We start from the raw sequence: 21,609 nt of genomic DNA, 5'->3' as shown, positions 1-21,609 counted from the left end.
CTCACCGCTAATTTGGAGCAAACAAGCACTCTTGGGTTTGACGATTGCAGGCGTCGAGCGTTTCCGTCGGAGATATCCCCAGCGAGTCAGCTCGTGGGAGAAGCATGGCGAACGAAATCTTCGCAGGGACGCCGATCGATGACCCTCCTGGCGCCGCTCAGAAAGGTAGAGAAAATTAAGACTTCGCGGCGCCGCCCAGCGTCGCCCCGCCGCGATAAATGCGACGGCGGCGAAGGCTGGTTCGCGGCCGCCTCCGAGACACCGCTCCGGCATCATGGTATGCTTATTGGAGCGGGAGGCATTCCATGAACGAAAAGATTACGCGCGTCGAGCACCGACACAGCGATCAAAAAGAGGAAGATTCCGATCTTGTTCTGGTCGTCGGCGCGCCGTTGCCGTCGTTCTACCAAATTTTTCGGCGCCCTGGGCTCATAGTTCGAAGCATTCAGTCCGGTGACCCGGTGATTTGCACATTAAGCGACGGAGACCAGATTTACATCGGCAAGGGCAATGTGCGATCGATCACGTTCGCATCCTGAACCGGTGAAAGAAGGGGCGGCCACGCGGGCCGCCCAGAGATCGGCGGCCGAGGGCGAATGCCGGCCGCCGCTGTTGACGCTAAATGTCGAAGCGTGACGTCATCACAAAATTTAAAAATCGGATCGTTGCTTCGTCCTTCGGCATTCCGCGATCGGCGTCACGGAGCACGCGAGCCTGCATTCGAAGATCTTCCGCGTTTTTGGGCTCGATTGCGAGGATCGCGCCGCCGATGTCTCCGACTGTCGTCGCTTCCGCTTCTAATTCGCGCTCGAACTCGTCGAGGCTAGAAAGCCGTCCTGCCTCGTCTTCGGCGTCCTCGATCTTTTTTGCGAGAAGCAAAGCCTCGCGCGCTTCTAGCACGATTGGTGCATTGGCGTCCGCCATGCGCAGCAGGCGGTCAATGGCATGCGCGATCGCCTTTGATCCGAGATACCTGGTGGCATTGCCTTGTCCGTCGTCGCGCATCACGGTCTCGCAACGACGAGAGTAGAATCTCCAGCCGGTATTCTGCTCACTGAACTTGAGTGCTTCCGGCCACCTAGGCGCGACTGACTGGTAGTTGCGAAGGCAGACGTCCACAGTCCTCTCTAGGCGTCGAAGCTTTTCCCGTCGACGTGCCCAGATCGCGAAATGTAGGGCGATTGCCGTCGGGGTTTCTGCAAGCGCAGGCGTCGCCATCGTGCTGCTGCAGGCGGCAGCGGCGACGGGCGCGGAGGCAAGCAACTGAAGTGCCGCCCGGCGATGTACGGCAGGTGTTTTCGTCGTTCGGGCGGATGTGTTATCATTAGAAGCTTGGTCCATGAGCTTATCCCTCTGGATTGAGTTACGACCCCGCGGTTGCTCGAACAACTGCGGGGTCAGCATGCGATTGCATACCGGTTGTTTGTATGCTACGAAGTGTACGTTGTCAACGTACATGGACGTACATTTATGGCTGATGAAAAAGAATTGCGGAGCGCTCCGCTCTCGTTGCGCATCAGACCGAGTCTGAAGGCAGCGCTCGATGAGCTTGCCAAGTCCGATCGGCGCCAACTTGCACCTTACGTTGAAATGGTACTCGAGGCGCATGTAGAGGCGAAGGGAAAATTATCGTCGCGCAAACGCGGGTGAGCTATGGCTGGCAAGCGCAAGCTTCCCGATCGAGAGCGCAAAGTTTACGAAACGACGAGCGAATTGGCAGCCAGGACCGGGCTGTCGATTAGGTACTTCCAGAACCTGGCGAAGCGGGTTCCGTTTGCATCGCAACCCGAATCGGGCGGGGCAATTCTTTTCGATATCGACGCCTTCGAGCGGTGGATTGCCGCCGGCCGTCCCAAGGCAGAACCGAGGCCAAAGACAAAGCCGCTTCGGCTGCCTCAACGGAGGCCTCCGACCGCGAGTGTCCTGGATCCGACGAAGCCGCTTGTGGAAGCGCTCCGCGAGATGCGCGCCAATCTCAAGAGGAAAAAATAGCGACTTCGGTCTCATCTGCTTCGCGCGGTCGAGCCGCAGGGCGAACTGGTGGGTTCATCAAAACTGAAGCTGGTATTCGGCGCCCTTGTTCGTGGTGCAGGTACCTGAGCCGCTGCCGGCGAGAGAATTTACGAGATACTCGCAGTGTGCAGTTGTCCCTTGAGGACCCACCAGGTTCGCTACACCGGGCATGCTCCCAGGTACGGCAGATGTCGAGGCCGTCGTTATATGCGGCTTCGTGCTGCCCCAGAGCCCCGCGGAGCCGAAGCCGTAATTCGATGTGTCAGTCGTGGTGAATTCGCCTTTTAGAACTTCGCCGTCAGGCATCGCAAGTTCGATCGGTCCGCTGCCCATGCCGGAGTCAGTGAACCGTGCGTGAAGCGTCTGTGAGCCAGCCTGAAGGTTGGCGGGATAAAGCCGCGCATCGCGACTGCAGCCACCCATCAGGACGACCCCTGCCAGCAGCAGAAATGCCCTAATCCTCATCGTCGCCCTCCCACCGATATATCGGCCGATAGCATTTCTTCTCTGCTCTACAAACTGTCGGGGCTTATTTGTCTGTGGGCGGATCGCTGAATCGTTCAGCTATGTGCTGACGTTGATGCACCTGCCCGCTGCCAGAGGGCCCGTTCCAATGCCGACTCGAATGCCCGATCGGCGTCCGCCTGCGACGCAAACCTTTTAATTTTCATGTCGGCGATGGTCTCGTCGACTCGGAGCCGGCCTCGCTGCCTGGCCCTGGCAACTGCCGCGTCGCTCGGAACGCTAAACGCTGCGGTTGCGTCCACTGCCGCAGCGATCCGCATGGCGCGGCCACGCGACGTGGATTGTTTCACCTGTTCGACCGTGACACCGTTCCGTTTTGCGACCTCGTCACGCGCCATCCGTAACAGGTACGCGTTCGGATCCCGGATCCTCTGCGTGGCAGTTTTATGCTCGAATCGCTCGATCAGCGATTCGACGTCGACCCCTAGGGTCTCGATTTCACGGATGACATCCTCTGAAAACCGAACCTGGTCAGTCCCGGCCGAAGCCGAATTTTTTTTCTCTATCCTAGTCAATGACGGTTGTTGACGGTTGACTGACGGTTTGGGGGTCAAGCTATGATCCTCATCCGGGGTCACCGTGACCCCCTTAATGGGTCTGCGTGAACCCCTAGGGCGAGGCGCGTGGGCATCAGTTAAGGGGGTCACGGTGACCCCCTTAGACGCGGGATCGAACGAGGGCGGTAGGGCCGCCAGTTTCGACAGATTTAACGCGTACTCGGTAGTCGAATGCGGGCCGCGCCCCCCCTGGGTCACTATCTCTAACAGGCCCTCTTCCAAAAACTGATTTATGATACGTTTGACCGTCGGGAGTGAGAGATCGGATTCGGCCGCTACGCGACGTTTCGATGGATAAATTCCGGATCCATCGTCGCTAGCGTGGTCAGCCAGTTTCAACGCAACCAATTTGCGGTTTCCGGTGCCCAGTTTTCTATCGAAAACGGCGGTTATCACCCGAACGCTCATGCCGCGCGCACCACCAGCAAAATTTTTTCGGGCTCGACGTTGCTGTCCCACGCCAACGTAACCGCGCGAACGATCTGATCGCTGTCGTCGACAATGACGTCAAACGAGACGAGCGCGTCGATGACCGGCTTCGCCAAATTGTCGAGATCGCGCCGGCGACGCGGTATGCCGGCGCGGATCTCGATCGACACCGGCCCTAGAAATTTGCGCGGGCGCTCGACGCGTATCGTCCATCCCGCGACGTCGCTCCATTTGCGATAGGCATAGGTTCGCACTCGACCGTGGCCGCGGATGTTCGCGAACAACGCGTTTGCGCTGGGCGGCAACGGGAGCGTCAGTCGAAACGGCAGATCCGTCTCCATCGCTTATTCCCCTGCGACGCGAGGCGAGGCCGCTACTCGCCGATGTTCGCGCTCCTCGCGCATGCGCGCCGACGCTGCGAGCACGCACTGCCGGCATCTCGGCGTCAGCCCGTCGGTTGTGTATCTCGATGGGAGAAAGGCGGTTCGCGGTTTCGTGACGTCACACGCGATACATTGTTTGGAACCCTGGGGATTGCATTCCATCGCAACGGTCTCCGATCAGCAGGAGCCATTGCGAAATACCCGGCGAACGGGTAAAATTGCGATGCATGAAATGGTGGTCCCTCGCGGTTTGAATGTGCCCTGGCAGGCACGGCGGAACGCAGGAACAAACGCAAATCGGCAGGCTCGGCGCGATAACGCTCAGCCTGCCGATTTTTTTGGCGCGGTCTCGACATCGAGACCGCATTTAACGGGAAACTGTTCGAGCCATTTATCCGCGTCGGCGCGGCGGATATACGTATTCCGACCGATTTTGAAATACGGCAGCCCCTGCCGCTTGATTTGTTCGTGTACCCACCACCGTTTCCGGCCGAGGGCTGCCGCGAAATCCTCTAGTGTGTAGGCGATCTCGTTTTTCACGTTTCGGCTCCGTCCGTCCAAAACAAACATGGACATATGTGAAACCGATTTGAGATCGCTCGTATAATCAGATGTTTTTGCGATTTTGAATCAACGTCCGGCGCGACTTGGCGCTGAAAACACGTTTAGTTTGTGCAGTAATTATTGGGGTTTTAATCTACGATGTTGTGAAAATCACAACATCAGCTAACGTGATGTTGTGATTTTCACAACGTCCGAGAGGCAGATGATCTCTGCGAGGCTCTTCGACGTGATCTCCCTTCCTCGCATCTGTCGAGAAAAAAAATCTCCCAGATTTTGGTCATGCCGTCCGCCTCTCAATTCTACCAATCATTCCGCGGCCTGACGCACGTCCCTTGCAGTTGTTTTGTTCGATCTCTTGGCTTCGTCGAGCCATTCCGCCCAGTGTTGCAACATGGCGCGACGGCCAGGAAGATATTGCGCGGCGTTGTAGGCACCTCGCACCTGGTCCCGCTCGTCATGCGCGAGCTGCCGTTCGATCCAATCCGAATTGAAGCCCATCTCGTTGAGGATTGTCGACGCGAGACCGCGAAACCCGTGAACGGTCGCGCGCGAATGATAGCCAAGCCGATAAAGCCCGAAGAGCATCGTATTGTTGGACATAAATCCTTCGCGCGACGGCGATGGAAATAGGCACGGGCTGTTGTTCGAGCCAGGCAGTGCCCGAAGCTCTTGCAGAGCGTTTACCGCTTGCGGCGGAAGCGGCACGAGATGCTCGGTTTTCATCTTCATGCGCTGGGCGGGGATACGCCAAAGCGGCTCTGATCCGTCGAGGTTCTCGAACTCAGACCACTGCGAGGCCCTGAGTTCGGTCGTGCGGGTCATCGTCAGTACAACGAGTCGAAGAGCGATCGCCGTCCGAGGATCGCCGTCATAGGTGTCGAGAGCACGGAGAAACGCCGGCAGGTCTTCGCGCGACATGGCCGTGTGGTGCCGCTCGCGGCCCTTCGGCCTCAGGGCACCATTCAGCGCCGTCGTGAAATCATGCCTGGCGCGGCCAGTAAGGATAGCGTAGCGAACGACCTGGCCAACGGTCTGCCGGAGCTTTCGCACCTGCTCTAAGGCGCCACGCTTCTCGACACGGCGGAGGACTTGCAGCAACTCCTGTGCGTCGATATCGGCGATCGGGCGGGTACCAAGTGCTGGGAAAATGTCGGTCTCGAGTCGACGGAGGATCGCGTCGGCATAATCGGAATTGATAGCCTGCCGCCGATTATCCAGCCATTCAAGAGCGACACTCTTGAGCGTCGTGTTTGCCGAGAGTTTCGCGGTGAGCCTGTCACGGCGTTTTTTGACGCTCGGGTCCACACCGTCAGCCAGCAGCTTCCTGGCGTTCTCGCGCTCATTGCGGGCCTTCTGGAGCGACACCGCCGGATAGGCACCGAGTGCGAGCGTTTTCTGCTTGCCAGCGAACCGATAGGCCATGCGCCAGAGCCGGGCGCCATTCGGTTTTACGATAAGGTGCAGGCCGCCGCCGTCGCTGATTTTGAAAGGCGTCTCGCCCGGTTTCGCATTGCGTATTGCGGTATCTGTGAGGGGCATCAACCGTCTCCGTATTTGTTGGTATCGACGCCAAGTACCAACACGGATGCCAACATTTTCAGCCAATGCCGACAAACGTAAGCACACGCCAGCAAACGAATATAGACCAGATTCTAAGGGGTTTTTTGCGGTTTTGTCAACGTCAGCACACGTTAACACACGCGGAATTGGTGCCCCAGGAGGGACTCGAACCCCCACACCCTTGCGGATAGCAGATTTTGAGTCTGCCGCGTCTACCGTTCCGCCACTGAGGCAAGCCGCCCCGGAAACGGGGCGAAGCGGCGACTTATAACGGCCGTTGTCGCCACGTCAACGCAGGGCAAGCGGTTATCTGAGGGTATGCGTCACCCGGCCCGTAGCGTGGTGGTGCTCGACGACCTGGATTTTGTCGCCGATCTTGAGGTTACGGGATTTATAGGCGAGCACGCGGACGAGCTGGCCGTCGTCCAGGCGGACGATGACATTTTCGCCGTCAGCCGAATTCTGCTTGGAAACCAGGGGCTCCAGGTCCGTGACTGTGCCACCGATGTCCTTATTGTCGACCTTGAGATCCAGCTCTTCGTAGCTGAATGCCAAGCCGATCACCGCGATGATGCCGAGGCCGATGGCGGCCATTTTGGCGCGGTCGATCCAGAGTGCTCGTTCAAGACGCTTTCTAGTTTCTTCGCGCAAGGGCCCCTCCCTTAATCGCGCTGCGTGTACCAGACCTGGCCCCAGGGTGTCATCCACTCCGTGATGGATATGTCCGCGCCGACGGGAAAGCTTTGGGGATTTTTGGTCGCCACGTCGATCATACGGCCGTCCGGCAGCCGCACTTTGAACCGCGGCGGGGTGGCTGGGAACCATTTCGGCACCGGATTCCCTCGGTCGACGGCGACGACGGTGCCGGTGAGCGCCCCTTTCTCTCGCGAAAACAGATCACGGGCGAGGCCCCAGGCGATGCCTGCGGCAAGCAAGATCAGGAAGAGGACGACCCAGGTCTTCATCAATTCTTTTCAGGGGCTGCGGCGACACGCGTTCCGCGCCGGTCGCCGCGGCGGGCGACCGGATCCGGGAGAGGACAATGAGCCTCCGTCGTCAGGCTGCCTTCGCGTAGCGATCCACGAGCTTCACGATATCGGCCATGATGTCGTTCAGCTGGAAGTCCTTGGGCGTATAGACGGCAGCGACCCCAAAGGCCTTTAGCGTCTTTTCGTCTTCCGGCGGGATGATGCCGCCGACAACGACCGGGACGTCTTCCAAGCCTTCCTTGCGCATGCGATCCATCACGTCTTTGACGAGCGGGACGTGCGAGCCGGAGAGGATCGACAGGCCGACGACGTGAACCGACTCATCGACTGCGGCGCGAACAATCTGGCTTGGGGTGAGGCGAATACCCTCGTAGACGACTTCCATACCGACGTCGCGGGCGCGGACGGCGATCTGCTCGGCGCCGTTCGAGTGGCCGTCGAGGCCGGGCTTGCCGACGAGGAACTTCAGGCGGCGGCCCAGCTTCTCGGAGGCTGCATCGACCGATTTTCGCACCTCTTCCAAGGCGGCGCTATCGCGCGCGACGGCAGCTTGCGAGACGCCGGTCGGAGCGCGGTACTCGCCAAATATTTTGCGCAACAGGCCGCCCCATTCGCCCGTCGTCACGCCGGCCTTGGCGGCAGCGATCGAGGGCTCCATGATGTTGCGCCCCTCTTTCGCGGCGGCTTCGAGATCTGCGAGTGCTTTGGCGACGGCCTTGTCGTCGCGCGACGCGCGCCAAGACTTCAGGCGTTCGACCTGATCGATCTCGACGGCTGGATCGACGACGAGGATCGCTCCCTCACCTGCGCCAAGCGGAGAAGGTTCTGTCTCGGTCCACTTGTTGACGCCGACCAAAACCTGTTCGCCTGACTCGATGGCGGACAGCCGAGCGGTGTTGCTCTCGACGAGATTGCGCTTCATGTAATCGATGGAGGCGATGGCGCCGCCCATGCGTTCAATCGTCTGGAGTTCGTTCTTCGCCTCTTCTTTTAAGGCGTCGACTTTGCGCTTGATCTCAGCCGAGCCATCGAAGATGTCTCCGAATTCAAGCAGGTCGGTCTCGTAGGCGAGGACCTGCTGCATGCGCAGTGACCACTGCTGATCCCATGGCCGCGGAAGGCCGAGCGCCTCGTTCCATGCCGGAAGCTGAAGGGCGCGGCAGCGCGCGTTCTTGGAGAGCGTAACGCCGAGCGCCGCGATCAAAATGCGATAGACGTTGTTTTCGGCTTGCGGCTCAGTCAGGCCCAATGAGTTCACCTGCACGCCATAACGGAACATGCGGTTCTTGGGGTCCGTGACGCCGTAGCGGTCGCGCGTGATTTCATCCCAAAGTTCGTTAAACGCCCGCATTTTGCAGACTTCGGTGATGAACTTGAGGCCGGCATTCACGAAGAAGGAGACGCGCCCGACGACGGTGCCGAAGTCTTTCTCGGGCACCTCGCCGGAAGCCTTCACGGTGTCGAGAACAGCGATGCCGGTCGCCAACGCGTAGGCGAGTTCCTGCACCGGCGTGGCCCCTGCTTCCTGCAGATGGTAGGAGCAGACGTTCGTCGGGTTCCACTTCGGCACGTGCTGGTAGGAGTAAACAATCGTGTCCTTGATGAGACGCAGCGACGGCTCCGGCGGGAAGACGTAGGTGCCGCGCGACAGGTATTCCTTGATGATGTCGTTCTGAATGGTGCCCTGCAGCTTCCTGCGGTCGGCACCCTGCTCGTCGGCTGTGGCGATGTAGAGCGACAGCAGCCAAGCCGCCGTGGCGTTGATCGTCATCGAGGTGTTCATCTGCTCGATGGGGATATCGGCGAACAGGGTGCGCATATCTCCCAGATGCGAGACTGGGACGCCGACCTTGCCGACTTCGCCACGGGCAAGCTCATGGTCGGAATCGTAGCCGGTCTGAGTCGGGAGATCGAAAGCAATCGAGAGGCCCGTCTGGCCCTTTGCCAAGTTTTTCTTATAGAGCGCGTTCGACTTCGCAGCGGTCGAGTGTCCGGCGTAGGTCCGGAACAGCCACGGCTTGTCGCGCACGATTTTATCCGACATCGAAAGGGTGCCCCTTAGGCTCGGGTCAAAGACACTGGAAAAGACCTAAAGTAACCGATTGCGGCGATACAGCAAAATCGGCAGTTCGCCGCGTTTTCGGGTTGCGGCGGTTTTGTCGGCGGCGATGCAATCAGCCTAGCGGCGGATGCGCGGCGGCCTGGATGGGATGGCGACGAGCTTCGTCCGGCTCACGCGGTATTCGGTGAAAAGCGCCCAAAGCCAGTTGCCCATGAGAATAAGAAACAATGCGGCCAGCGTCCCGATCGCCACCGAGATCGCGGTGTTGACGGTCTTATCGTACGAAAGGGTAATCAACTGTTGGGCCAGAAGGGTAGGGGCGAGGATGCCTCCAGCCGCTAGAATGGGCGTGGAGAGCCAAGCGAGCGTTGGCGAGCCGACAATCTCGTGAATAAACAGACAGACGGCGCCCGCAAATGCGAGGGAAATATAGACAGTGAAGGAATCGACGTCCTGGAGCTGCCACCAAAAGTCTTGCATTGCGTGCGTCCTAGAGGCCCATATAGGGCGGAATAGGCAGCTAAAATATCGTTCTCCCGTTAAAGAGGAATTGAGCGAATATTAACTGCGGACTAACCCTCTTCATTGCAGCGCAAAAACGTGCTTCATACTGCGATCCCCGCGCGGAGAGCAGGGGGCAAACGCGAAGAAGACGAGCCATAACGGCCCTCGTCGCGGGGACAAGGTCGGGAGACGCAACACCAATGTCGAGCCAGAACTTGGCAGCCAAAAGCGAAGTATCCGATGCTTCGGTGACGGCAGGAATTAAGAAAGACCTATATGAAATCGGGGAAATTCCCCCGCTCGGACATGTTCCCAAAAACATGTACGCCTGGACGATCCGCAAGGAGCGTCAGGGCGAGCCCGACAAGGCGATGCAGGTTGAGGTGGTGCCGACGTGGGAACTCGATAGCCACGACGTGCTCGTCCTCGTTATGGCGGCCGGCGTCAACTACAACGGCGTGTGGGCATCGCTGGGCGTGCCGATCTCAATGTTCGACGTCCACAAGCAGCCTTACCACATTGCTGGATCGGATGCTTCGGGCATCGTTTGGGCCGTTGGCTCAAAGGTGAAGCGCTGGAAGGTCGGGGACGAGGTTGTGGTTCACTGCAACCAAGACGACGGCGACGATGAAGAATGCAACGGCGGCGATCCGATGTTTTCGACGTCGCAGCGTATCTGGGGCTACGAGACGCCGGACGGTTCGTTTGCGCAATTTTGCCGCGTGCAGGACCGCCAGCTTCTCGAACGTCCGAAGCATCTGACGTGGGAAGAAAGCGCCTGCTACACGCTGACGCTCGCAACCGCTTACCGCATGCTGTTCGGCCATCGTCCGCATGTCCTGCGGCCCGGCCATAACGTGCTGGTGTGGGGTGCTGCCGGCGGTCTTGGCGCATTCGCGGTGCAGCTGTGTGCGACGTCGGGCGCCAACGCCATCGGCGTCGTGTCCGATGACGACAAGCGCGACTTCGTCATGCAGCTCGGTGCAAAAGGCGTCATCAACCGCAAGGACTTCAAGTGCTGGGGACAGCTGCCGAAAGTGAACTCGCCTGAGTATCACGAGTGGCTGAAGGAGATGCGCAAGTTCGGCAAGGCGATCTGGGACATCACGGGCAAAGGCGTCAACGTCGACTGCGTGTTCGAGCATCCCGGCGAGACGACGATTCCGGTCTCGGTGCAGGTCGTGAAGCGCGGCGGCATGGTCGTGATTTGCGCCGGCACCACCGGTTATAATCTGACGATGGATGCGCGTTATCTCTGGATGCACCAGAAGCGCGTGCAAGGTTCGCACTTCGCCAACCTGATGCAGGCAAGCCAGGCCAACCGTCTCGTCATCGAGAGGCGCATCGACCCGTGTATGTCGGAAGTGTTCTCGTGGGAGCAGATCCCCAAGGCGCACATGCGCATGATGAGGAACGAGCACAAGCCGGGCAACATGGCGGTGCTTGTCCAGGCGCCGACGACGGGTCTTCGCACGCTTGAAGATGTCATCGAGGCCGGGCCGAAGTCAGCCTGATTTTACTCACGATCTAATATCGAGGGCCCCTTACCGGACTTGCCGGTGAGGGGCCCTTTTGCATTTGTGCCCTATCAGGATTTTTGTTGCGCTGGCGCTTGTCGCGAGGCGTCGGCGCGGAAGGCGGCGCGTTCGGCAGCTTCCCGGCGCATGCGCTTCATTTCCATGATTCCGCGGTTGAATTCGGCACCGAGCAGGATCGTGATGGCCGTGAATTGGAAAAAGATCAGCGCGATCATGAGCTGGGAAAGACCGGCGTAGAACAGAGAGTAGTTCGTGATTTCGAGATAGTTCGACCATAGTCCTGCCAGCGCCAGCCAGAGTACGATCGTCAGCGCGATTCCGGGCCAGACATCGGCCATCCGCCGCTGGCCTGCCGCCAGCAGTAAATGCAACGCAAAGAGCTGCGCGGCCATCACGGCACCTGAGAGGCCGTAGCGAATGACCGGTCCGATGTCGCTCGAATCGACGAGAATTCGGACCCAGTTGTCGGGCAGGTGCGACGCGATCGCGGGGCCGAAGACGCTCGGGCCGACGACGACCGCCCAGGTAAGCACCAGCGTCGAGATGCCGTTAACGAAAACGAACAGCATGCTGATGAGCAGGCATAACGGATAGGGGCGTTTTTCGCGGACCCGGTAGGCGCCGTTCAAAGCCGCGCGCAGCGTTTCGACGGCGCTTGTTGCGAAAAACAGCGCCAGGAAACCGCTGACGGTGGCAAGATCGATACGCCGCGTGCCCATCACGGCTTCGATCTGAGGGGCGATGCCCTGGGCGACAGGGGCGGGCAGAATTGCAAACAGCTGATTGATCGCGTCCTGTGCCAACTCACGGCCGCCGAAATAGCCTGATAAGGCGCCGAGAAAGATGCAGAACGGAAAGATCGAGACGACGAACGAGAACGCGACTGCGCCGGCCATCGCGAAGCCCGAATGCTCGTAAACCCGATAAAGGGCTTCGACCAATCTGCGCATGCGCTTCATATGGTGTCTCTTCTCCCGGGACGCCTTGATTTTGTGGCGCGGAACCTAGTGTTTCGGCCAACTCCGGTCCACAGGTCAATTTCCGGCTGTGAGTGCGGGTCTAGCGAGACGTCGGCAATTTGGACACAGTCCAAAGGACGGGCTCGATATCGTAAACACGGAAAGGCCGGTGCGGTTCGTAATGCTTTCGGGGAGGTGGGCCGCGACGCATTTTCGCGCGGATAGGTCGCGAGAGCATTTGTTGCGGTCGATGACCAGTTGACTAATCATTCCCGAGCGGTGAATTGGTCGCGCAGCGCATCAGATTTGGCCCGGCATTGCCCCGGGCATATAGGTATTCCTCAGGAGAAACGAATGTCCGTGACGCCCATGAAGGCTGGAGAAAATCTTCTCGCCGCCGGTCCCGTCAAGCTTATTGAGCGGTGCGGCGAAGCCGTGGCGTCGGCGGACAAGATCCTGCAGGCCGCCAAAGCCGGTGTCAGGATAAAAATTCAGGAAGAGGGCGGCGTTGATCAGGCGCAACATGCCGCGCACGGTCTGGCGTGGCTGGCGACGACGGTCGAAGGTCTGCGCCAGATGCACGACTGGGCGGCCCGCCTCCAGGAGGAAGGCCGGTTCGGCGAGTTCGAGCAACTATTGCTGATCGCAGCTTTTGGCGAATACGCGGCGCAGATCGCGAACGGCATCCCGATGAGCCAGCTCGAAATCGCCCGCGCTGATGCGCTGGGCGTGCCGAAGGCAGAGCTTCGCCGTTACGAGGATTCGGTTGCGGATCTCGTCGCGGAAGGTGGTGCGGAAAGTGTGAAGGCCCGCCTTGCCGAGCTGATCGCGGCGCAGCCCGAAGCCATGACCTTCGGTGATACGGGCCTTGATGAGACGCACGCGCAGATCCAGGATCTGATGCGCAAGTTCAGCCTTGAGGAAGTCATTCCGCACGCACACGAGTGGCACCTCAAGAACGAATACATTCCGCTCGAAGTGATCGCGAAGCTGGCGGAGCTTGGCGTTTTCGGTCTGGCGCTACCGGAAGAATTCGGCGGCATGGCGCTCGGCAAGGAATCGATGTGCGTCGCTTCGGAAGAGCTGTCGCGCGGCTACATCGGCGTCGGTTCGCTCGGTACGCGCGCAGAAATCGCCGGCGAGCTTATTTTGCACAACGGCACGCCAGAGCAGAAAGAGAAGTATCTGCCGAAGATCGCGTCCGGCGAAATGCTGCCGACGGCCGTTTTCACCGAACCGAACACGGGCTCCGATCTCGCGTCGCTCAAGACGCGCGCTGTGAAGGACGGCGACGTTTACAAGATCACAGGCCAGAAGACGTGGATCACGCATCCCGTCCGCGCTGACATCATGACCGTGCTGACGCGCACCAATCCGAATGAGGCGGGTTACAAGGGCCTGTCGATGTTCCTCGCCGAGAAGCCGCGCGGTTCAGACGACGAGCCGTTCCCGGCCAAGGGCATGACGGGTGGCGAGATCGAAGTTCTCGGCTATCGCGGCATGAAGGAATACGACATCTCCTTCGACAGCTTCGAGGTCCCGGCGGAAAACTTGCTCGGTGGCGTCGAGGGACAGGGCTTCAAGCAGCTCATGAACACGTTCGAGGGTGCGCGCATCCAGACGGCGGCGCGTGCGGTCGGCGTGGCGCAGTGCGCGATGGACCTCGGCCTCAAGTATGCGCTGGAACGCGTGCAGTTCGGTAAGCCGATCTATTCGTTCCCGCGCGTGCGCAACAAGGTCGTGATGATGGCGGTCGAAACGATGATCGCGCGGCAGCTCACCTATTTCTCGGCGCGCCAGAAGGATGCCGGCCGGCGCTGCGATCTTGAAGCGGGCATGGCGAAGCTGCTCGGCGCGCGTGTCGCTTGGGCCAACGCGGATAACGCGCTGCAGATTCACGGCGGCAACGGTTTCGCTCTCGAATATCCGATCAGCCGCGTGCTTTGCGATGCGCGCATTCTGAACATCTTCGAAGGTGCGGCCGAGATTCAGGCGCAGGTTATCGCGCGGCGTCTGCTCGAAGGCGCAAACTGAGTGGGGCAGCGAGGGAAGCCGTCGGTATGCGGTACATCATAACAATCCTCGCCGGTGTGCTCTGGTTTGCGCTCGGAGCGCAGGCCATGGCGCAAGAGGACGATGATGGGCCGCTGACCGCAACGTGGGTCGCGACGGAACTTGGTGGCAAGCCGGTCGATGGACCGACGCTTGCCTACACGACGGACCGCGTGTCGGGCACGGGCGGCTGCAATCGCTTCAAAGGCCCGATCACTATTGAGGACGATGCCATCCAGATCGGGCCGCTTGCTGCGACGAAGATGATGTGCGAGGGCAAATCGGAGATCGAGGCGCAGTATTTCGCCGCGCTCGAAGCGGCGCGGTCTTTCACCGTGCAGGATGATACGCTGACTCTCAAAGCCGAAGATGGCCACGATCTCGTGAAGTTCCGGAAGTGATTCGAGGCGGGTGACACGCGCGCACGGGATCAAGCTCAAAACATATGCGGCATAACCCGGCTCTCGGGGAAAGACGCGGCGCTTCGGCTCGTGCTAAGGCAAACCTCCAGTATTTTGTTTGCGCCTTCCAACTCTTCTCCGAAGAGCCGGCCGGAAGGCGCGAACGAATGGCCTCGATCACTGGAGTCCAATGACACGATCTATTCTCATTACCGGATGCTCGTCCGGCATCGGGCTTGATGCAGCGCGGACCATGCGTGAGCGCGGGTGGCGTGTTATCGCGACGGCGCGAAAGCCAGATGATCTCGCGCGTTTGAAGAACTTCCTGAACGTCGAAGTGCTGCCGCTCGAACTTGCCGACTCACAGTCGATCGCAACGTGCGCCATTCGTGCCTTGGAGATGACGCGCGGCAAACTCGATGCGCTGTTCAACAACGCTGCGTTCGGTCAGCCGGGAGCGGTGGAAGATCTGACGCCGAAGCTTCTGCGCGAGCAGTTCGAAGTAAACGTCGTCGGCACGCACGATCTGACGCGGCGGCTCATTCCGGCGATGCGCAAGAACGGCGCGGGGCGGATCGTCAATTGCTCGTCGGTGCTCGGCATGATCGTCGCGCCTTATCGCGGCGCTTATTGCGCATCAAAATTTGCGCTTGAAGCGCTGACGACGTCGTTGCGGCTTGAACTAGAGGGGGCAGGCATTCATGTGTCGCTGATCGAGCCGGGGCCGATCCGGACGCGCTTTGTCGAGCATTCGGTGGACCGATTGCTGGCGACGGTTGATATCGACAATTCTCCCCATCGCGACGTTTATCGTACGCGGCTCGAAGCCATGCAGGCCGGCGGACAGCAAACGTTCAAGCTCGAACCAGAAGCGGTAACGAAGAAGCTGATCCATGCGGTCGAAAGTTCCAGGCCGCGGCGGCATTACTATGTGACGACGCCAACTTACTTGGCGGCGGCGATGCGCCGGTTTCTACCGCAGTTTGCGATTGATTATTTCGCGCGGCGGTTTTGATTTTGGGCCGGTAGGAAAGCTTCCAGCCTAGCCTGCCAGAGCTTCAGCTTTTCTTCGAAGGGAATGGTGTAGAGCGGGCTCGATGACGGCAATTCGATTGCGGTGAAGCGGTCTTGTCGAACGAGGCCCGGCTTTACGATGTAGCGACGAAAAAGGTCGCGGGCTTTCTGGCCGTTGAACGCAACCGTGGTTATTGCGGGATACACGGCAAAGAAATCGCCGAAGGCATTCACTGTCGGGTTGCGAATGGCCGCATCCGAGCTGCCGATGCGCTCGGCGCCTTCGAGCACATCCCAGAGCGCCCACTTGTTAACGTGAAGCAGCGCCGTTTTTTCAGGATAAGTCGTGGGCAGCGGCTGACCTGAGAGCGCTGCGATCAGCGCCCAGAAATGGTTGCGCGAGAAGCCGTAGTATTGCTGTAGGCGAAGGGATTCTTCGCCAGGCAGCGTGCCCAGGATGAGAAGGCGCGCGCCGTCGGGGACGATGGGTGGAAAGCTGTATTTGGTCGGGGACGGCGTTGCGTCGGCCATTGTCGTCATGCGCGATGATAAGGATGACCCGCGAGGATCGTGGCGGCACGATAAAGCTGCTCAGCCAATACAACACGCGCAAGGCCGTGGGGAAGCGTCAACGCGCCGAGGGAGAGTTTCAGGGTGGCTGCACTTAAGACTGCTTCGCCGTGGCCGTCCGGACCGCCAATGAGGAAGACGCAGGACTTCGCACCGCCGTCGCGCGTCTCACGCAGGAAGGCAGCGAAGGCTTCGCTGGTAAGCGATTTTCCGGTCGGCTCAAGAGCGACCGCGATGTCGCCCGGCCCGACATCGCGCAGCAATCTCGCAGCCTCGTCACGCTTGCGCTCGGCGACGTCGGCGGCGCGGCTTTCGGGATATTCGCGAATGTCGATTGGGCCGAGGCCAAGCGGCTTACCGGCGCCGTTCAGCCGTTTGGCATAGCGCTCGACGATGGCGCGCTCCTCGGCGTCTTTCAATTTGCCGACCGCGGAAATGGCGATGCGCATCAAGGGGAGGCTCCGCGGCCGAAGGGTTCAGCCGCGTTTCAACAAAATGCTTCTCGGGTCTCGCGCCTAGTGCTGCGAGCTATCGCCACGCGATGCGTCCGGCGGAATCTCCGCCTGCCACATCTTTTCGAGGTTGTAGAATTCGCGGACCTCGGGGCGGAAGACGTGGACGATGATATCGCCCGTGTCGATCAGCACCCAGTCGCAGGCGTTCAGGCCTTCGACGCGAACCCGGGCTTCGCCGCGCGCCTTCAGCTTCTCGCGCAGCTGCTCGGCAATGGCGCCGACGTGCCGGTCGTTACGGCCCGACGCGACGACCATGAAGTCGCCGAGCGCTGACTTGCCTTCGAGGGGGATGGAAACGATTTCTTCTGCCTTAGCCTCGTCAAGCCAATTGACGATGTCATCGAGCAGGGCTGCCGTGTCCGGCGCCTTGGCGGCGGACGGGGCAATTGAGGAACTCTTGCGAGCGGCCTCGGTTGTGGGTCGGATCAAGCGGCGAGCGTCCTTTGCTGGTTGGTCCCGCATGTCACTACGGCCCGGACAATTCCGGACACCGCTGATACTAAAGGGCGTCGGCCTGAGCCGCAATTGGAAATGCGCTCTAGGCCGTCTTAAAAGTGTCATAAAAGTCATAGGCTTAGGCGTTTTCACGCGCAGAGTGGGGTGCTGCTCTGCGCAGGGCGGTGGAGGAAAGCCCGGAAAGCCGGATGGTCAGCAGCATCCAGGCGGGGGGCTGGCGGTCGGCCAGAGAAGCGGCTTCGGACTCCGGAAGCCGGTAGCGTTTCAGCCACTGGGCGGCGGGGGAGGCGAGGCCAGCGTGTCGCCATCCGGGCCGGTCGACGACGGCAATCGGCATGGTCTGGGCGATCTCGCGCCAATGCTGCCATCGGTGGAACGAGGCGAGGTTATCGGCGCCCATGACCCAGACGAAGCGAACGGCCGGGAAGCGGTGACGGAGGAACGACAGGGTGCCCGCCGTGTAGCGGGTGCCGAGTTCGCGCTCGAAACCGGTGATCTTCATGCGCGGGCCGTGAGCGAAGACCTCGACGAGTTCCATGCGGCTGTCGAGTCCCGACAGGCCGTCGTGGGATTTGAGCGGATTGCCGGGCGTGATCAGCCACCATAACTGGTCGAGGACAAGCCGTTTCACGGCGGCCTCCGCAGCGATGCGGTGACCGTCGTGGGGTGGATTGAACGTCCCTCCCATGATCCCGATACGCTGCCCGGGAAGGCAGAGAGGGGTGTGGACGCGAAGGGAGCCAAAGCTTTGCGGCGGAATCTTTCGCGTCAACTCAGACGTGCCTCATTCCACATACGTCACTTCGGCCGGATCTGGCCGGTGCCGCGCACCTTGTACTTGAAGCTCGTCAGCTGTTCGACGCCGACCGGGCCGCGCGCGTGCATCTTGCCGGTCGCGATGCCGATCTCGCCGCCAAAGCCGAACTCGCCGCCATCGGCGAACTGGGTCGAGGCGTTGACCAGAACGATTGCCGAGTCGACCTCGTTGAGGAACCGTTCGGCTGCGGCAGCATCTTCGGTGATGATGGCGTCGGTATGCTGCGAGCTATAGCGTGCGATATGGTCGATGGCGCCTTCGACCCCGTCGACCAGCTTCACGGCGATGATCGCATCCAGAAACTCTTTGCCGAAGTCGTCGGGCGCAACGGGCTTCACGCGCGCATCGGTTTTCTGGATCGCAGCGTCGCCGCGGACTTCGCACCCCGCTTCCAGCAAGGCTTTCACCAGCGGCGTGACGATATCAGACGTCGCGTTCTTGTCGATCAGCAGACACTCAGTCGCGCCGCAGACGCCGATGCGGCGCATCTTGGCGTTGACGACGAGCGGTACCGCAATGTCCATGTTCGCGGCCTTGTCGACGTAGGTGTGGCAGATGCCTTCGAGATGCGCGAAGACCGGCACACGCGCTTCCGTCTGCACTCGCTCGACGAGGCTTTTGCCGCCGCGGGGTACGATGACGTCAACGGCGCCTTCGAGGCCGCGCAGCATCATGCCGACGGCTTCGCGGTCGGTCGTCGGCACGAGTTGGATCGCGGCTTCGGGCAGTCCGGCCGCGCGCAGGCCCTCGACGAGGCAAGCGTGAATGGCGATACTCGAATGGTGGCTGTCGGAGCCGCCACGCAGGATCGAGGCATTGCCCGCCTTGAGCGAAAGCGCACCGGCGTCAGCCGTTACGTTCGGGCGGCTCTCATAAATGATGCCGATGGTGCCAAGCGGAACACGCACGCGCTGGAATTTCAGGCCGTTCGGCCGAGTCCATTCCGCCAGAACGGTGCCGACGGGATCGGGCAACTCCGCGATCTCTTCCATACCCTTGGCGACGCCTTCGATGCGCTTCTCGTTGAGTTCGAGGCGGTCGATGTAGGATGCGAGGCGGTTGGCGGCTTTCGCGGCTTCGACATCCTTGGCATTGGCCTCAAGGATTTTCGGAACGGCAGCGCGCAACGCTTTGGCCGCGGCCTTCAGAGCCGTGTTCTTTTCTTCCGGCGTGGCGATGGCGAGGCGGCGGCTCGCAGCTTTCGCAGCTTCGCCGATGCCGCGCATGATCGCTGCGGTTTCGTTTTCGATGCGCTCCGGTTTGTTCATCGCTCAAGTCCTCGTCAGCGCCATGTCATCCCGATGGATGAGGGTGGTGCGCCCTTCGTAGCCCAGGATCGTGGCAATCTCACTCGAATGCTTGCCCATGATACGCCGGGCATCGGCGGCCGCATAGGCAATCAGGCCGCGCCCAAGCTCACGGCCGTCGGCGGACCGTATAATAACGGCATCGCCCCTGTCGAATGCGCCGTCGATGCGCGTTACGCCAGCAGGCAGGAGGCTTTTGCCTGTCAACAAGGCTTTCTCGGCGCCGAGATCCAGGAAAATCTGGCCGTTGGGCACGAGCTGGCCGGAAATCCAGCGCTTACGGGCCGTCACGGGATCGGATTTGGCAATAAACCACGTCACACGCGCGCCTTCGGAAATGGCGCGCAGCGGATGATGAATCTTGCCTGTCGTGATGACCATGTTGGTGCCCGCGGCGAGCGCGATCTTGCCGGCGGTGATCTTGGTCTTCATGCCGCCTTTCGACAGCTCGGTTCCGGCGTCACCCGCCATCGCTTCGATCTCCGGCGTAATCTCGGTGACGAGCGGAATATGCTTGGCGTCCGAATCTTCGTTCGGCGGTGCGGTGTAGAGGCCGTCGATATCCGACAGCAGCACCAAGCAATCAGCGGACACCATCGATGCGACACGGGCGGACAGCCGATCATTGTCGCCGTAGCGGATTTCCGTGGTGGCGACGGTGTCGTTCTCGTTGACGACTGGGATGGCCTTGAGGTTCAGCAGGACTTCAATGGTGTTGCGGGCGTTCAAATAGCGGCGGCGCTCTTCAGTATCGCCGAGCGTCAGCAACACTTGGGCAGCCGTCAGGCCGCGGGCTCCGGCAAGCTCGCGATAGGCGTGGGCGAGGCTGATCTGGCCGACGGCGGCGGCCGCTTGGCTCTGTTCGAGCGCCAGCGGACCTTTCGGCAGCCCCAATGCATGGCGGCCGAGTGCGATCGAGCCCGACGAGACTAGGATGACTTCCTTGCCCGCGCGCGAAAGGGCGGCGACGTCATCCATCAACGAATTGAGCCATTCGGCTTTCAGGCCGCCGGTTGTCCGGTCCGTCAGCAGCGCCGAGCCGATCTTGACGACAATGCGCTGCGCCTCGGCCCATTCGGGCCGTGCGGTCGGCGTCGTAGCGTTGGAAGCGGTCATGCCGGCCATTGTCATCTCGGAAACGGTGTCAAAGTAGGTAAGCTTGGGCGTGCCTTATCTGCAAATGTCGTCATTCCGGCAAGAGGAAGGGCTCGCATATCGGCAATGCCGGGTGGAATTTTACCAAATATGCCGCGAAAACGTCGCTAAACGCCTCTTTACGGCACGAAGGAGAGAAACAGGAACGTCCCAAAGATCACAAGGTGAAGAAAGCCGAACAGGACGTTGGTGCGGCCGGTTCCAAACGTCAGGATGCTGGCCGCCAGCGTCATGACGATGAGCGCCAGGTCTCCCGGTTCGAGACCGAGGACCAGGGGCGTGTGCAGAAAGAGGTTGGCGGCCGCGATAGCCGGAATCGTCAGCCCGATTGTCGCCAGTGACGAGCCAAGTGCGAGGTTCAAGCTCTTTTGAAGTTGATTGTTTCGGGCAGACTTCACCGCCGCAATCGATTCCGGCAGCAGCACGATAAGGGCGATGATGACGCCGCTGATGCTCGATGGTGCCTCGAGCTTCGAGACGCCGACGTTGATGATGATCGCTACGAGCTTTGCCAAGAGAACGACGGCCGCCAATGCAACACAAAGGAAGAACGCCGAGAGCGCGAGCTTACCCTCCGCCGGACCCGACGACTCCGTCGCGGTATGGGGATGCTCGCCGACGAAATAGCCACGATGCAGAACGGTCTGCGTATATAGGAACACCAGATAGAGCGCGATCGTCACGATGCTGATGTAGCTAAGCTGGCTTTCCGAATAGAGCCCTCCTGGAACCGTCGTCGTGTAGTTCGGCAGGATGAGCGTGAGCGTCGCCAGAACGATCAGCATAGCGAGGTAGATCTTCGCCGACGTCACGTCGAAGGCCTGTTCTCGGAAGCGAAGACCTCCAACGACGATGCAAAGCCCGACGAGGCCGGTCGTTACGATCATGATGACGGCGAAGACGGTTTCTCGCACGAGCGTCGGCGTCGCCTTGCCGGTGAGCATCAATGAGATGATTAGCGCCAACTCGATGATCGTGACGGCGACTGTCAGGACGAGTGTGCCGACTGGCTCACCCATAATGTGGGCGACTTCCTCCGCGTGGTAGACGGCCGCAAACACAACGCCGATGAGCATCGGGACGAGGAGGATTGTGTTGACGATACCGAGAGTGTGCGTCGAGAAATCCTCGCCATAGCTCGTAGCAGTGGCTTCGATGAAAAGTAGAAGCCCAAGCACAGGCACGACCCATGTCCAGACCGGTGTGCGCGCGGAGTGGGTCATTTCGAGACTTCCTGAT

Annotated in this window: 24 protein-coding genes, 1 tRNA gene and 1 pseudogene; 6 read left to right on the top strand and 20 right to left on the bottom strand. The window is 60.4% G+C overall.

Going from position 1 to position 21,609, the window contains the following annotated elements; all coding sequences use genetic code 11:
- The first annotated feature begins 305 nt into the window (after positions 1 to 305).
- On the top strand, positions 306 to 539 hold the full coding sequence (locus RLW55_RS03210) for a hypothetical protein (protein WP_423415548.1): 234 nt from the start codon (positions 306 to 308) through the stop codon (positions 537 to 539).
- 79 nt (positions 540 to 618) lie between these two features.
- On the opposite strand, the gene RLW55_RS03205 is transcribed toward RLW55_RS03210, so the two are convergent.
- On the bottom strand, positions 619 to 1,341 hold the full coding sequence (locus RLW55_RS03205) for a hypothetical protein (protein ID WP_423415547.1): 723 nt from the start codon (positions 1,339 to 1,341) through the stop codon (positions 619 to 621).
- 312 nt (positions 1,342 to 1,653) lie between these two features.
- Here RLW55_RS03205 and RLW55_RS03200 point away from each other — a divergent pair, with 312 nt between their 5' ends.
- Entirely contained in the window at positions 1,654 to 1,992 is a 339-nt protein-coding gene (locus tag RLW55_RS03200; RefSeq protein ID WP_423415546.1) for a hypothetical protein, read from the top strand.
- 57 nt (positions 1,993 to 2,049) lie between these two features.
- On the opposite strand, the gene RLW55_RS03195 is transcribed toward RLW55_RS03200, so the two are convergent.
- From RLW55_RS03195 to RLW55_RS03145, 11 genes and pseudogenes are all read right to left on the bottom strand, one after another.
- Positions 2,050 to 2,478, bottom strand: coding sequence for a hypothetical protein (locus RLW55_RS03195; protein ID WP_423415545.1), 429 nt, complete (start codon positions 2,476 to 2,478; stop codon positions 2,050 to 2,052).
- 95 nt (positions 2,479 to 2,573) lie between these two features.
- On the bottom strand, positions 2,574 to 3,092 hold the full coding sequence (locus tag RLW55_RS03190; protein ID WP_423416443.1) for a hypothetical protein: 519 nt from the start codon (positions 3,090 to 3,092) through the stop codon (positions 2,574 to 2,576).
- A gap of 240 nt (positions 3,093 to 3,332) precedes the next feature.
- Positions 3,333 to 3,503: pseudogene (locus RLW55_RS03185) on the bottom strand (helix-turn-helix domain-containing protein); the annotation flags it as partial.
- A complete protein-coding gene (locus tag RLW55_RS03180) occupies positions 3,500 to 3,865 on the bottom strand; it encodes a RusA family crossover junction endodeoxyribonuclease (protein ID WP_423415544.1) in 366 nt (121 codons plus the stop codon). The gene RLW55_RS03180 and the pseudogene RLW55_RS03185, both read right to left, overlap by 4 nt.
- A gap of 363 nt (positions 3,866 to 4,228) precedes the next feature.
- The gene (locus tag RLW55_RS03175; RefSeq protein ID WP_423415543.1) at positions 4,229 to 4,447 is read right to left on the bottom strand and encodes a helix-turn-helix domain-containing protein; all 219 of its coding nucleotides are present in this window, start codon (positions 4,445 to 4,447) and stop codon (positions 4,229 to 4,231) included.
- Positions 4,448 to 4,777: 330 nt separating this feature from the next.
- On the bottom strand, positions 4,778 to 6,010 hold the full coding sequence (locus tag RLW55_RS03170) for a tyrosine-type recombinase/integrase (protein WP_423415542.1): 1,233 nt from the start codon (positions 6,008 to 6,010) through the stop codon (positions 4,778 to 4,780).
- A 168-nt stretch (positions 6,011 to 6,178) separates the two neighbouring features.
- Positions 6,179 to 6,264: transfer RNA gene (locus RLW55_RS03165), tRNA-Leu, on the bottom strand.
- A 73-nt stretch (positions 6,265 to 6,337) separates the two neighbouring features.
- Positions 6,338 to 6,682 carry a hypothetical protein gene (locus tag RLW55_RS03160; RefSeq protein ID WP_409561887.1) on the bottom strand — a complete coding sequence of 115 codons (345 nt, stop codon included), beginning with the start codon at positions 6,680 to 6,682 and terminating at the stop codon, positions 6,338 to 6,340.
- A gap of 11 nt (positions 6,683 to 6,693) precedes the next feature.
- Positions 6,694 to 6,996 (bottom strand): hypothetical protein, encoded by a 303-nt coding sequence (locus RLW55_RS03155; RefSeq protein ID WP_409561888.1) that lies wholly within the window; start codon positions 6,994 to 6,996, stop codon positions 6,694 to 6,696.
- 91 nt (positions 6,997 to 7,087) lie between these two features.
- Positions 7,088 to 9,064 (bottom strand): methylmalonyl-CoA mutase family protein, encoded by a 1,977-nt coding sequence (locus tag RLW55_RS03150; RefSeq protein WP_409561889.1) that lies wholly within the window; start codon positions 9,062 to 9,064, stop codon positions 7,088 to 7,090.
- Between the two features lie 135 nt (positions 9,065 to 9,199).
- On the bottom strand, positions 9,200 to 9,562 hold the full coding sequence (locus tag RLW55_RS03145; RefSeq protein WP_013945750.1) for a hypothetical protein: 363 nt from the start codon (positions 9,560 to 9,562) through the stop codon (positions 9,200 to 9,202).
- 224 nt (positions 9,563 to 9,786) lie between these two features.
- Here RLW55_RS03145 and ccrA point away from each other — a divergent pair, with 224 nt between their 5' ends.
- Positions 9,787 to 11,100 carry a crotonyl-CoA carboxylase/reductase gene (gene ccrA, locus RLW55_RS03140; protein ID WP_013945752.1) on the top strand — a complete coding sequence of 438 codons (1,314 nt, stop codon included), beginning with the start codon at positions 9,787 to 9,789 and terminating at the stop codon, positions 11,098 to 11,100.
- A gap of 74 nt (positions 11,101 to 11,174) precedes the next feature.
- Here ccrA and RLW55_RS03135 read toward each other — a convergent pair whose 3' ends face one another.
- Positions 11,175 to 12,083, bottom strand: coding sequence for a YihY/virulence factor BrkB family protein (locus RLW55_RS03135; protein ID WP_409561891.1), 909 nt, complete (start codon positions 12,081 to 12,083; stop codon positions 11,175 to 11,177).
- A gap of 354 nt (positions 12,084 to 12,437) precedes the next feature.
- On the opposite strand from RLW55_RS03135, the gene RLW55_RS03130 reads away from it, so the two are divergent.
- From RLW55_RS03130 to RLW55_RS03120, 3 genes are all read left to right on the top strand, one after another.
- Positions 12,438 to 14,117 carry an acyl-CoA dehydrogenase family protein gene (locus tag RLW55_RS03130; protein ID WP_423415541.1) on the top strand — a complete coding sequence of 560 codons (1,680 nt, stop codon included), beginning with the start codon at positions 12,438 to 12,440 and terminating at the stop codon, positions 14,115 to 14,117.
- Positions 14,118 to 14,143: 26 nt separating this feature from the next.
- Positions 14,144 to 14,536 carry an META domain-containing protein gene (locus RLW55_RS03125; RefSeq protein WP_423415540.1) on the top strand — a complete coding sequence of 131 codons (393 nt, stop codon included), beginning with the start codon at positions 14,144 to 14,146 and terminating at the stop codon, positions 14,534 to 14,536.
- Between the two features lie 190 nt (positions 14,537 to 14,726).
- Positions 14,727 to 15,551, top strand: coding sequence for an SDR family NAD(P)-dependent oxidoreductase (locus tag RLW55_RS03120; RefSeq protein WP_423415539.1), 825 nt, complete (start codon positions 14,727 to 14,729; stop codon positions 15,549 to 15,551).
- Here the strand turns inward: RLW55_RS03120 and RLW55_RS03115 are convergent.
- The 7 genes from RLW55_RS03115 to RLW55_RS03085 form a co-directional block, all read right to left on the bottom strand.
- A complete protein-coding gene (locus RLW55_RS03115; protein ID WP_423415538.1) occupies positions 15,530 to 16,081 on the bottom strand; it encodes a DNA-deoxyinosine glycosylase in 552 nt (183 codons plus the stop codon). The genes RLW55_RS03120 and RLW55_RS03115 overlap by 22 nt on opposite strands.
- Positions 16,082 to 16,086: 5 nt before the next feature.
- Entirely contained in the window at positions 16,087 to 16,569 is a 483-nt protein-coding gene (rlmH, locus tag RLW55_RS03110; RefSeq protein ID WP_423415537.1) for a 23S rRNA (pseudouridine(1915)-N(3))-methyltransferase RlmH, read from the bottom strand.
- Between the two features lie 66 nt (positions 16,570 to 16,635).
- The gene (gene rsfS / locus RLW55_RS03105) at positions 16,636 to 17,097 is read right to left on the bottom strand and encodes a ribosome silencing factor (RefSeq protein ID WP_013945759.1); all 462 of its coding nucleotides are present in this window, start codon (positions 17,095 to 17,097) and stop codon (positions 16,636 to 16,638) included.
- Between the two features lie 112 nt (positions 17,098 to 17,209).
- Entirely contained in the window at positions 17,210 to 17,863 is a 654-nt protein-coding gene (locus tag RLW55_RS03100; protein WP_423415536.1) for a nicotinate-nucleotide adenylyltransferase, read from the bottom strand.
- Between the two features lie 26 nt (positions 17,864 to 17,889).
- Positions 17,890 to 19,176 (bottom strand): glutamate-5-semialdehyde dehydrogenase, encoded by a 1,287-nt coding sequence (locus RLW55_RS03095; protein WP_414461526.1) that lies wholly within the window; start codon positions 19,174 to 19,176, stop codon positions 17,890 to 17,892.
- A 3-nt stretch (positions 19,177 to 19,179) separates the two neighbouring features.
- Positions 19,180 to 20,340 carry a glutamate 5-kinase gene (proB, locus tag RLW55_RS03090; RefSeq protein WP_423415535.1) on the bottom strand — a complete coding sequence of 387 codons (1,161 nt, stop codon included), beginning with the start codon at positions 20,338 to 20,340 and terminating at the stop codon, positions 19,180 to 19,182.
- A gap of 149 nt (positions 20,341 to 20,489) precedes the next feature.
- A complete protein-coding gene (locus tag RLW55_RS03085) occupies positions 20,490 to 21,593 on the bottom strand; it encodes a calcium:proton antiporter (protein ID WP_423415534.1) in 1,104 nt (367 codons plus the stop codon).
- Between the last annotated feature and the right edge of the window lie 16 nt (positions 21,594 to 21,609).

This window comes from Hyphomicrobium sp. B1, assembly GCF_049532635.1.
In the GTDB taxonomy this organism is placed as follows: Bacteria; Pseudomonadota; Alphaproteobacteria; order Rhizobiales; family Hyphomicrobiaceae; genus Hyphomicrobium_B.
Note: the sequence above shows the minus strand (reverse complement) of the source record. Positions and strands in the feature narration are given on the sequence as shown.

Coding starts and splice junctions, on each gene's coding strand:
- RLW55_RS03210 (WP_423415548.1), top strand. CDS start 306: ATGAACGAAAAGATTACGCGCGTCGAGCACCGACACAGCGATCAAAAA.
- RLW55_RS03205 (WP_423415547.1), bottom strand. CDS start 1,341: ATGGACCAAGCTTCTAATGATAACACATCCGCCCGAACGACGAAAACA.
- RLW55_RS03200 (WP_423415546.1), top strand. CDS start 1,654: ATGGCTGGCAAGCGCAAGCTTCCCGATCGAGAGCGCAAAGTTTACGAA.
- RLW55_RS03195 (WP_423415545.1), bottom strand. CDS start 2,478: ATGAGGATTAGGGCATTTCTGCTGCTGGCAGGGGTCGTCCTGATGGGT.
- RLW55_RS03180 (WP_423415544.1), bottom strand. CDS start 3,865: ATGGAGACGGATCTGCCGTTTCGACTGACGCTCCCGTTGCCGCCCAGC.
- RLW55_RS03170 (WP_423415542.1), bottom strand. CDS start 6,010: ATGCCCCTCACAGATACCGCAATACGCAATGCGAAACCGGGCGAGACG.
- RLW55_RS03155 (WP_409561888.1), bottom strand. CDS start 6,996: ATGAAGACCTGGGTCGTCCTCTTCCTGATCTTGCTTGCCGCAGGCATC.
- RLW55_RS03150 (WP_409561889.1), bottom strand. CDS start 9,064: ATGTCGGATAAAATCGTGCGCGACAAGCCGTGGCTGTTCCGGACCTAC.
- RLW55_RS03145 (WP_013945750.1), bottom strand. CDS start 9,562: ATGCAAGACTTTTGGTGGCAGCTCCAGGACGTCGATTCCTTCACTGTC.
- ccrA (WP_013945752.1), top strand. CDS start 9,787: ATGTCGAGCCAGAACTTGGCAGCCAAAAGCGAAGTATCCGATGCTTCG.
- RLW55_RS03135 (WP_409561891.1), bottom strand. CDS start 12,083: ATGAAGCGCATGCGCAGATTGGTCGAAGCCCTTTATCGGGTTTACGAG.
- RLW55_RS03130 (WP_423415541.1), top strand. CDS start 12,438: ATGTCCGTGACGCCCATGAAGGCTGGAGAAAATCTTCTCGCCGCCGGT.
- RLW55_RS03125 (WP_423415540.1), top strand. CDS start 14,144: ATGCGGTACATCATAACAATCCTCGCCGGTGTGCTCTGGTTTGCGCTC.
- RLW55_RS03120 (WP_423415539.1), top strand. CDS start 14,727: ATGACACGATCTATTCTCATTACCGGATGCTCGTCCGGCATCGGGCTT.
- RLW55_RS03115 (WP_423415538.1), bottom strand. CDS start 16,081: ATGGCCGACGCAACGCCGTCCCCGACCAAATACAGCTTTCCACCCATC.
- rlmH (WP_423415537.1), bottom strand. CDS start 16,569: ATGCGCATCGCCATTTCCGCGGTCGGCAAATTGAAAGACGCCGAGGAG.
- rsfS (WP_013945759.1), bottom strand. CDS start 17,097: ATGCGGGACCAACCAGCAAAGGACGCTCGCCGCTTGATCCGACCCACA.
- RLW55_RS03095 (WP_414461526.1), bottom strand. CDS start 19,176: ATGAACAAACCGGAGCGCATCGAAAACGAAACCGCAGCGATCATGCGC.
- proB (WP_423415535.1), bottom strand. CDS start 20,340: ATGGCCGGCATGACCGCTTCCAACGCTACGACGCCGACCGCACGGCCC.
- RLW55_RS03085 (WP_423415534.1), bottom strand. CDS start 21,593: ATGACCCACTCCGCGCGCACACCGGTCTGGACATGGGTCGTGCCTGTG.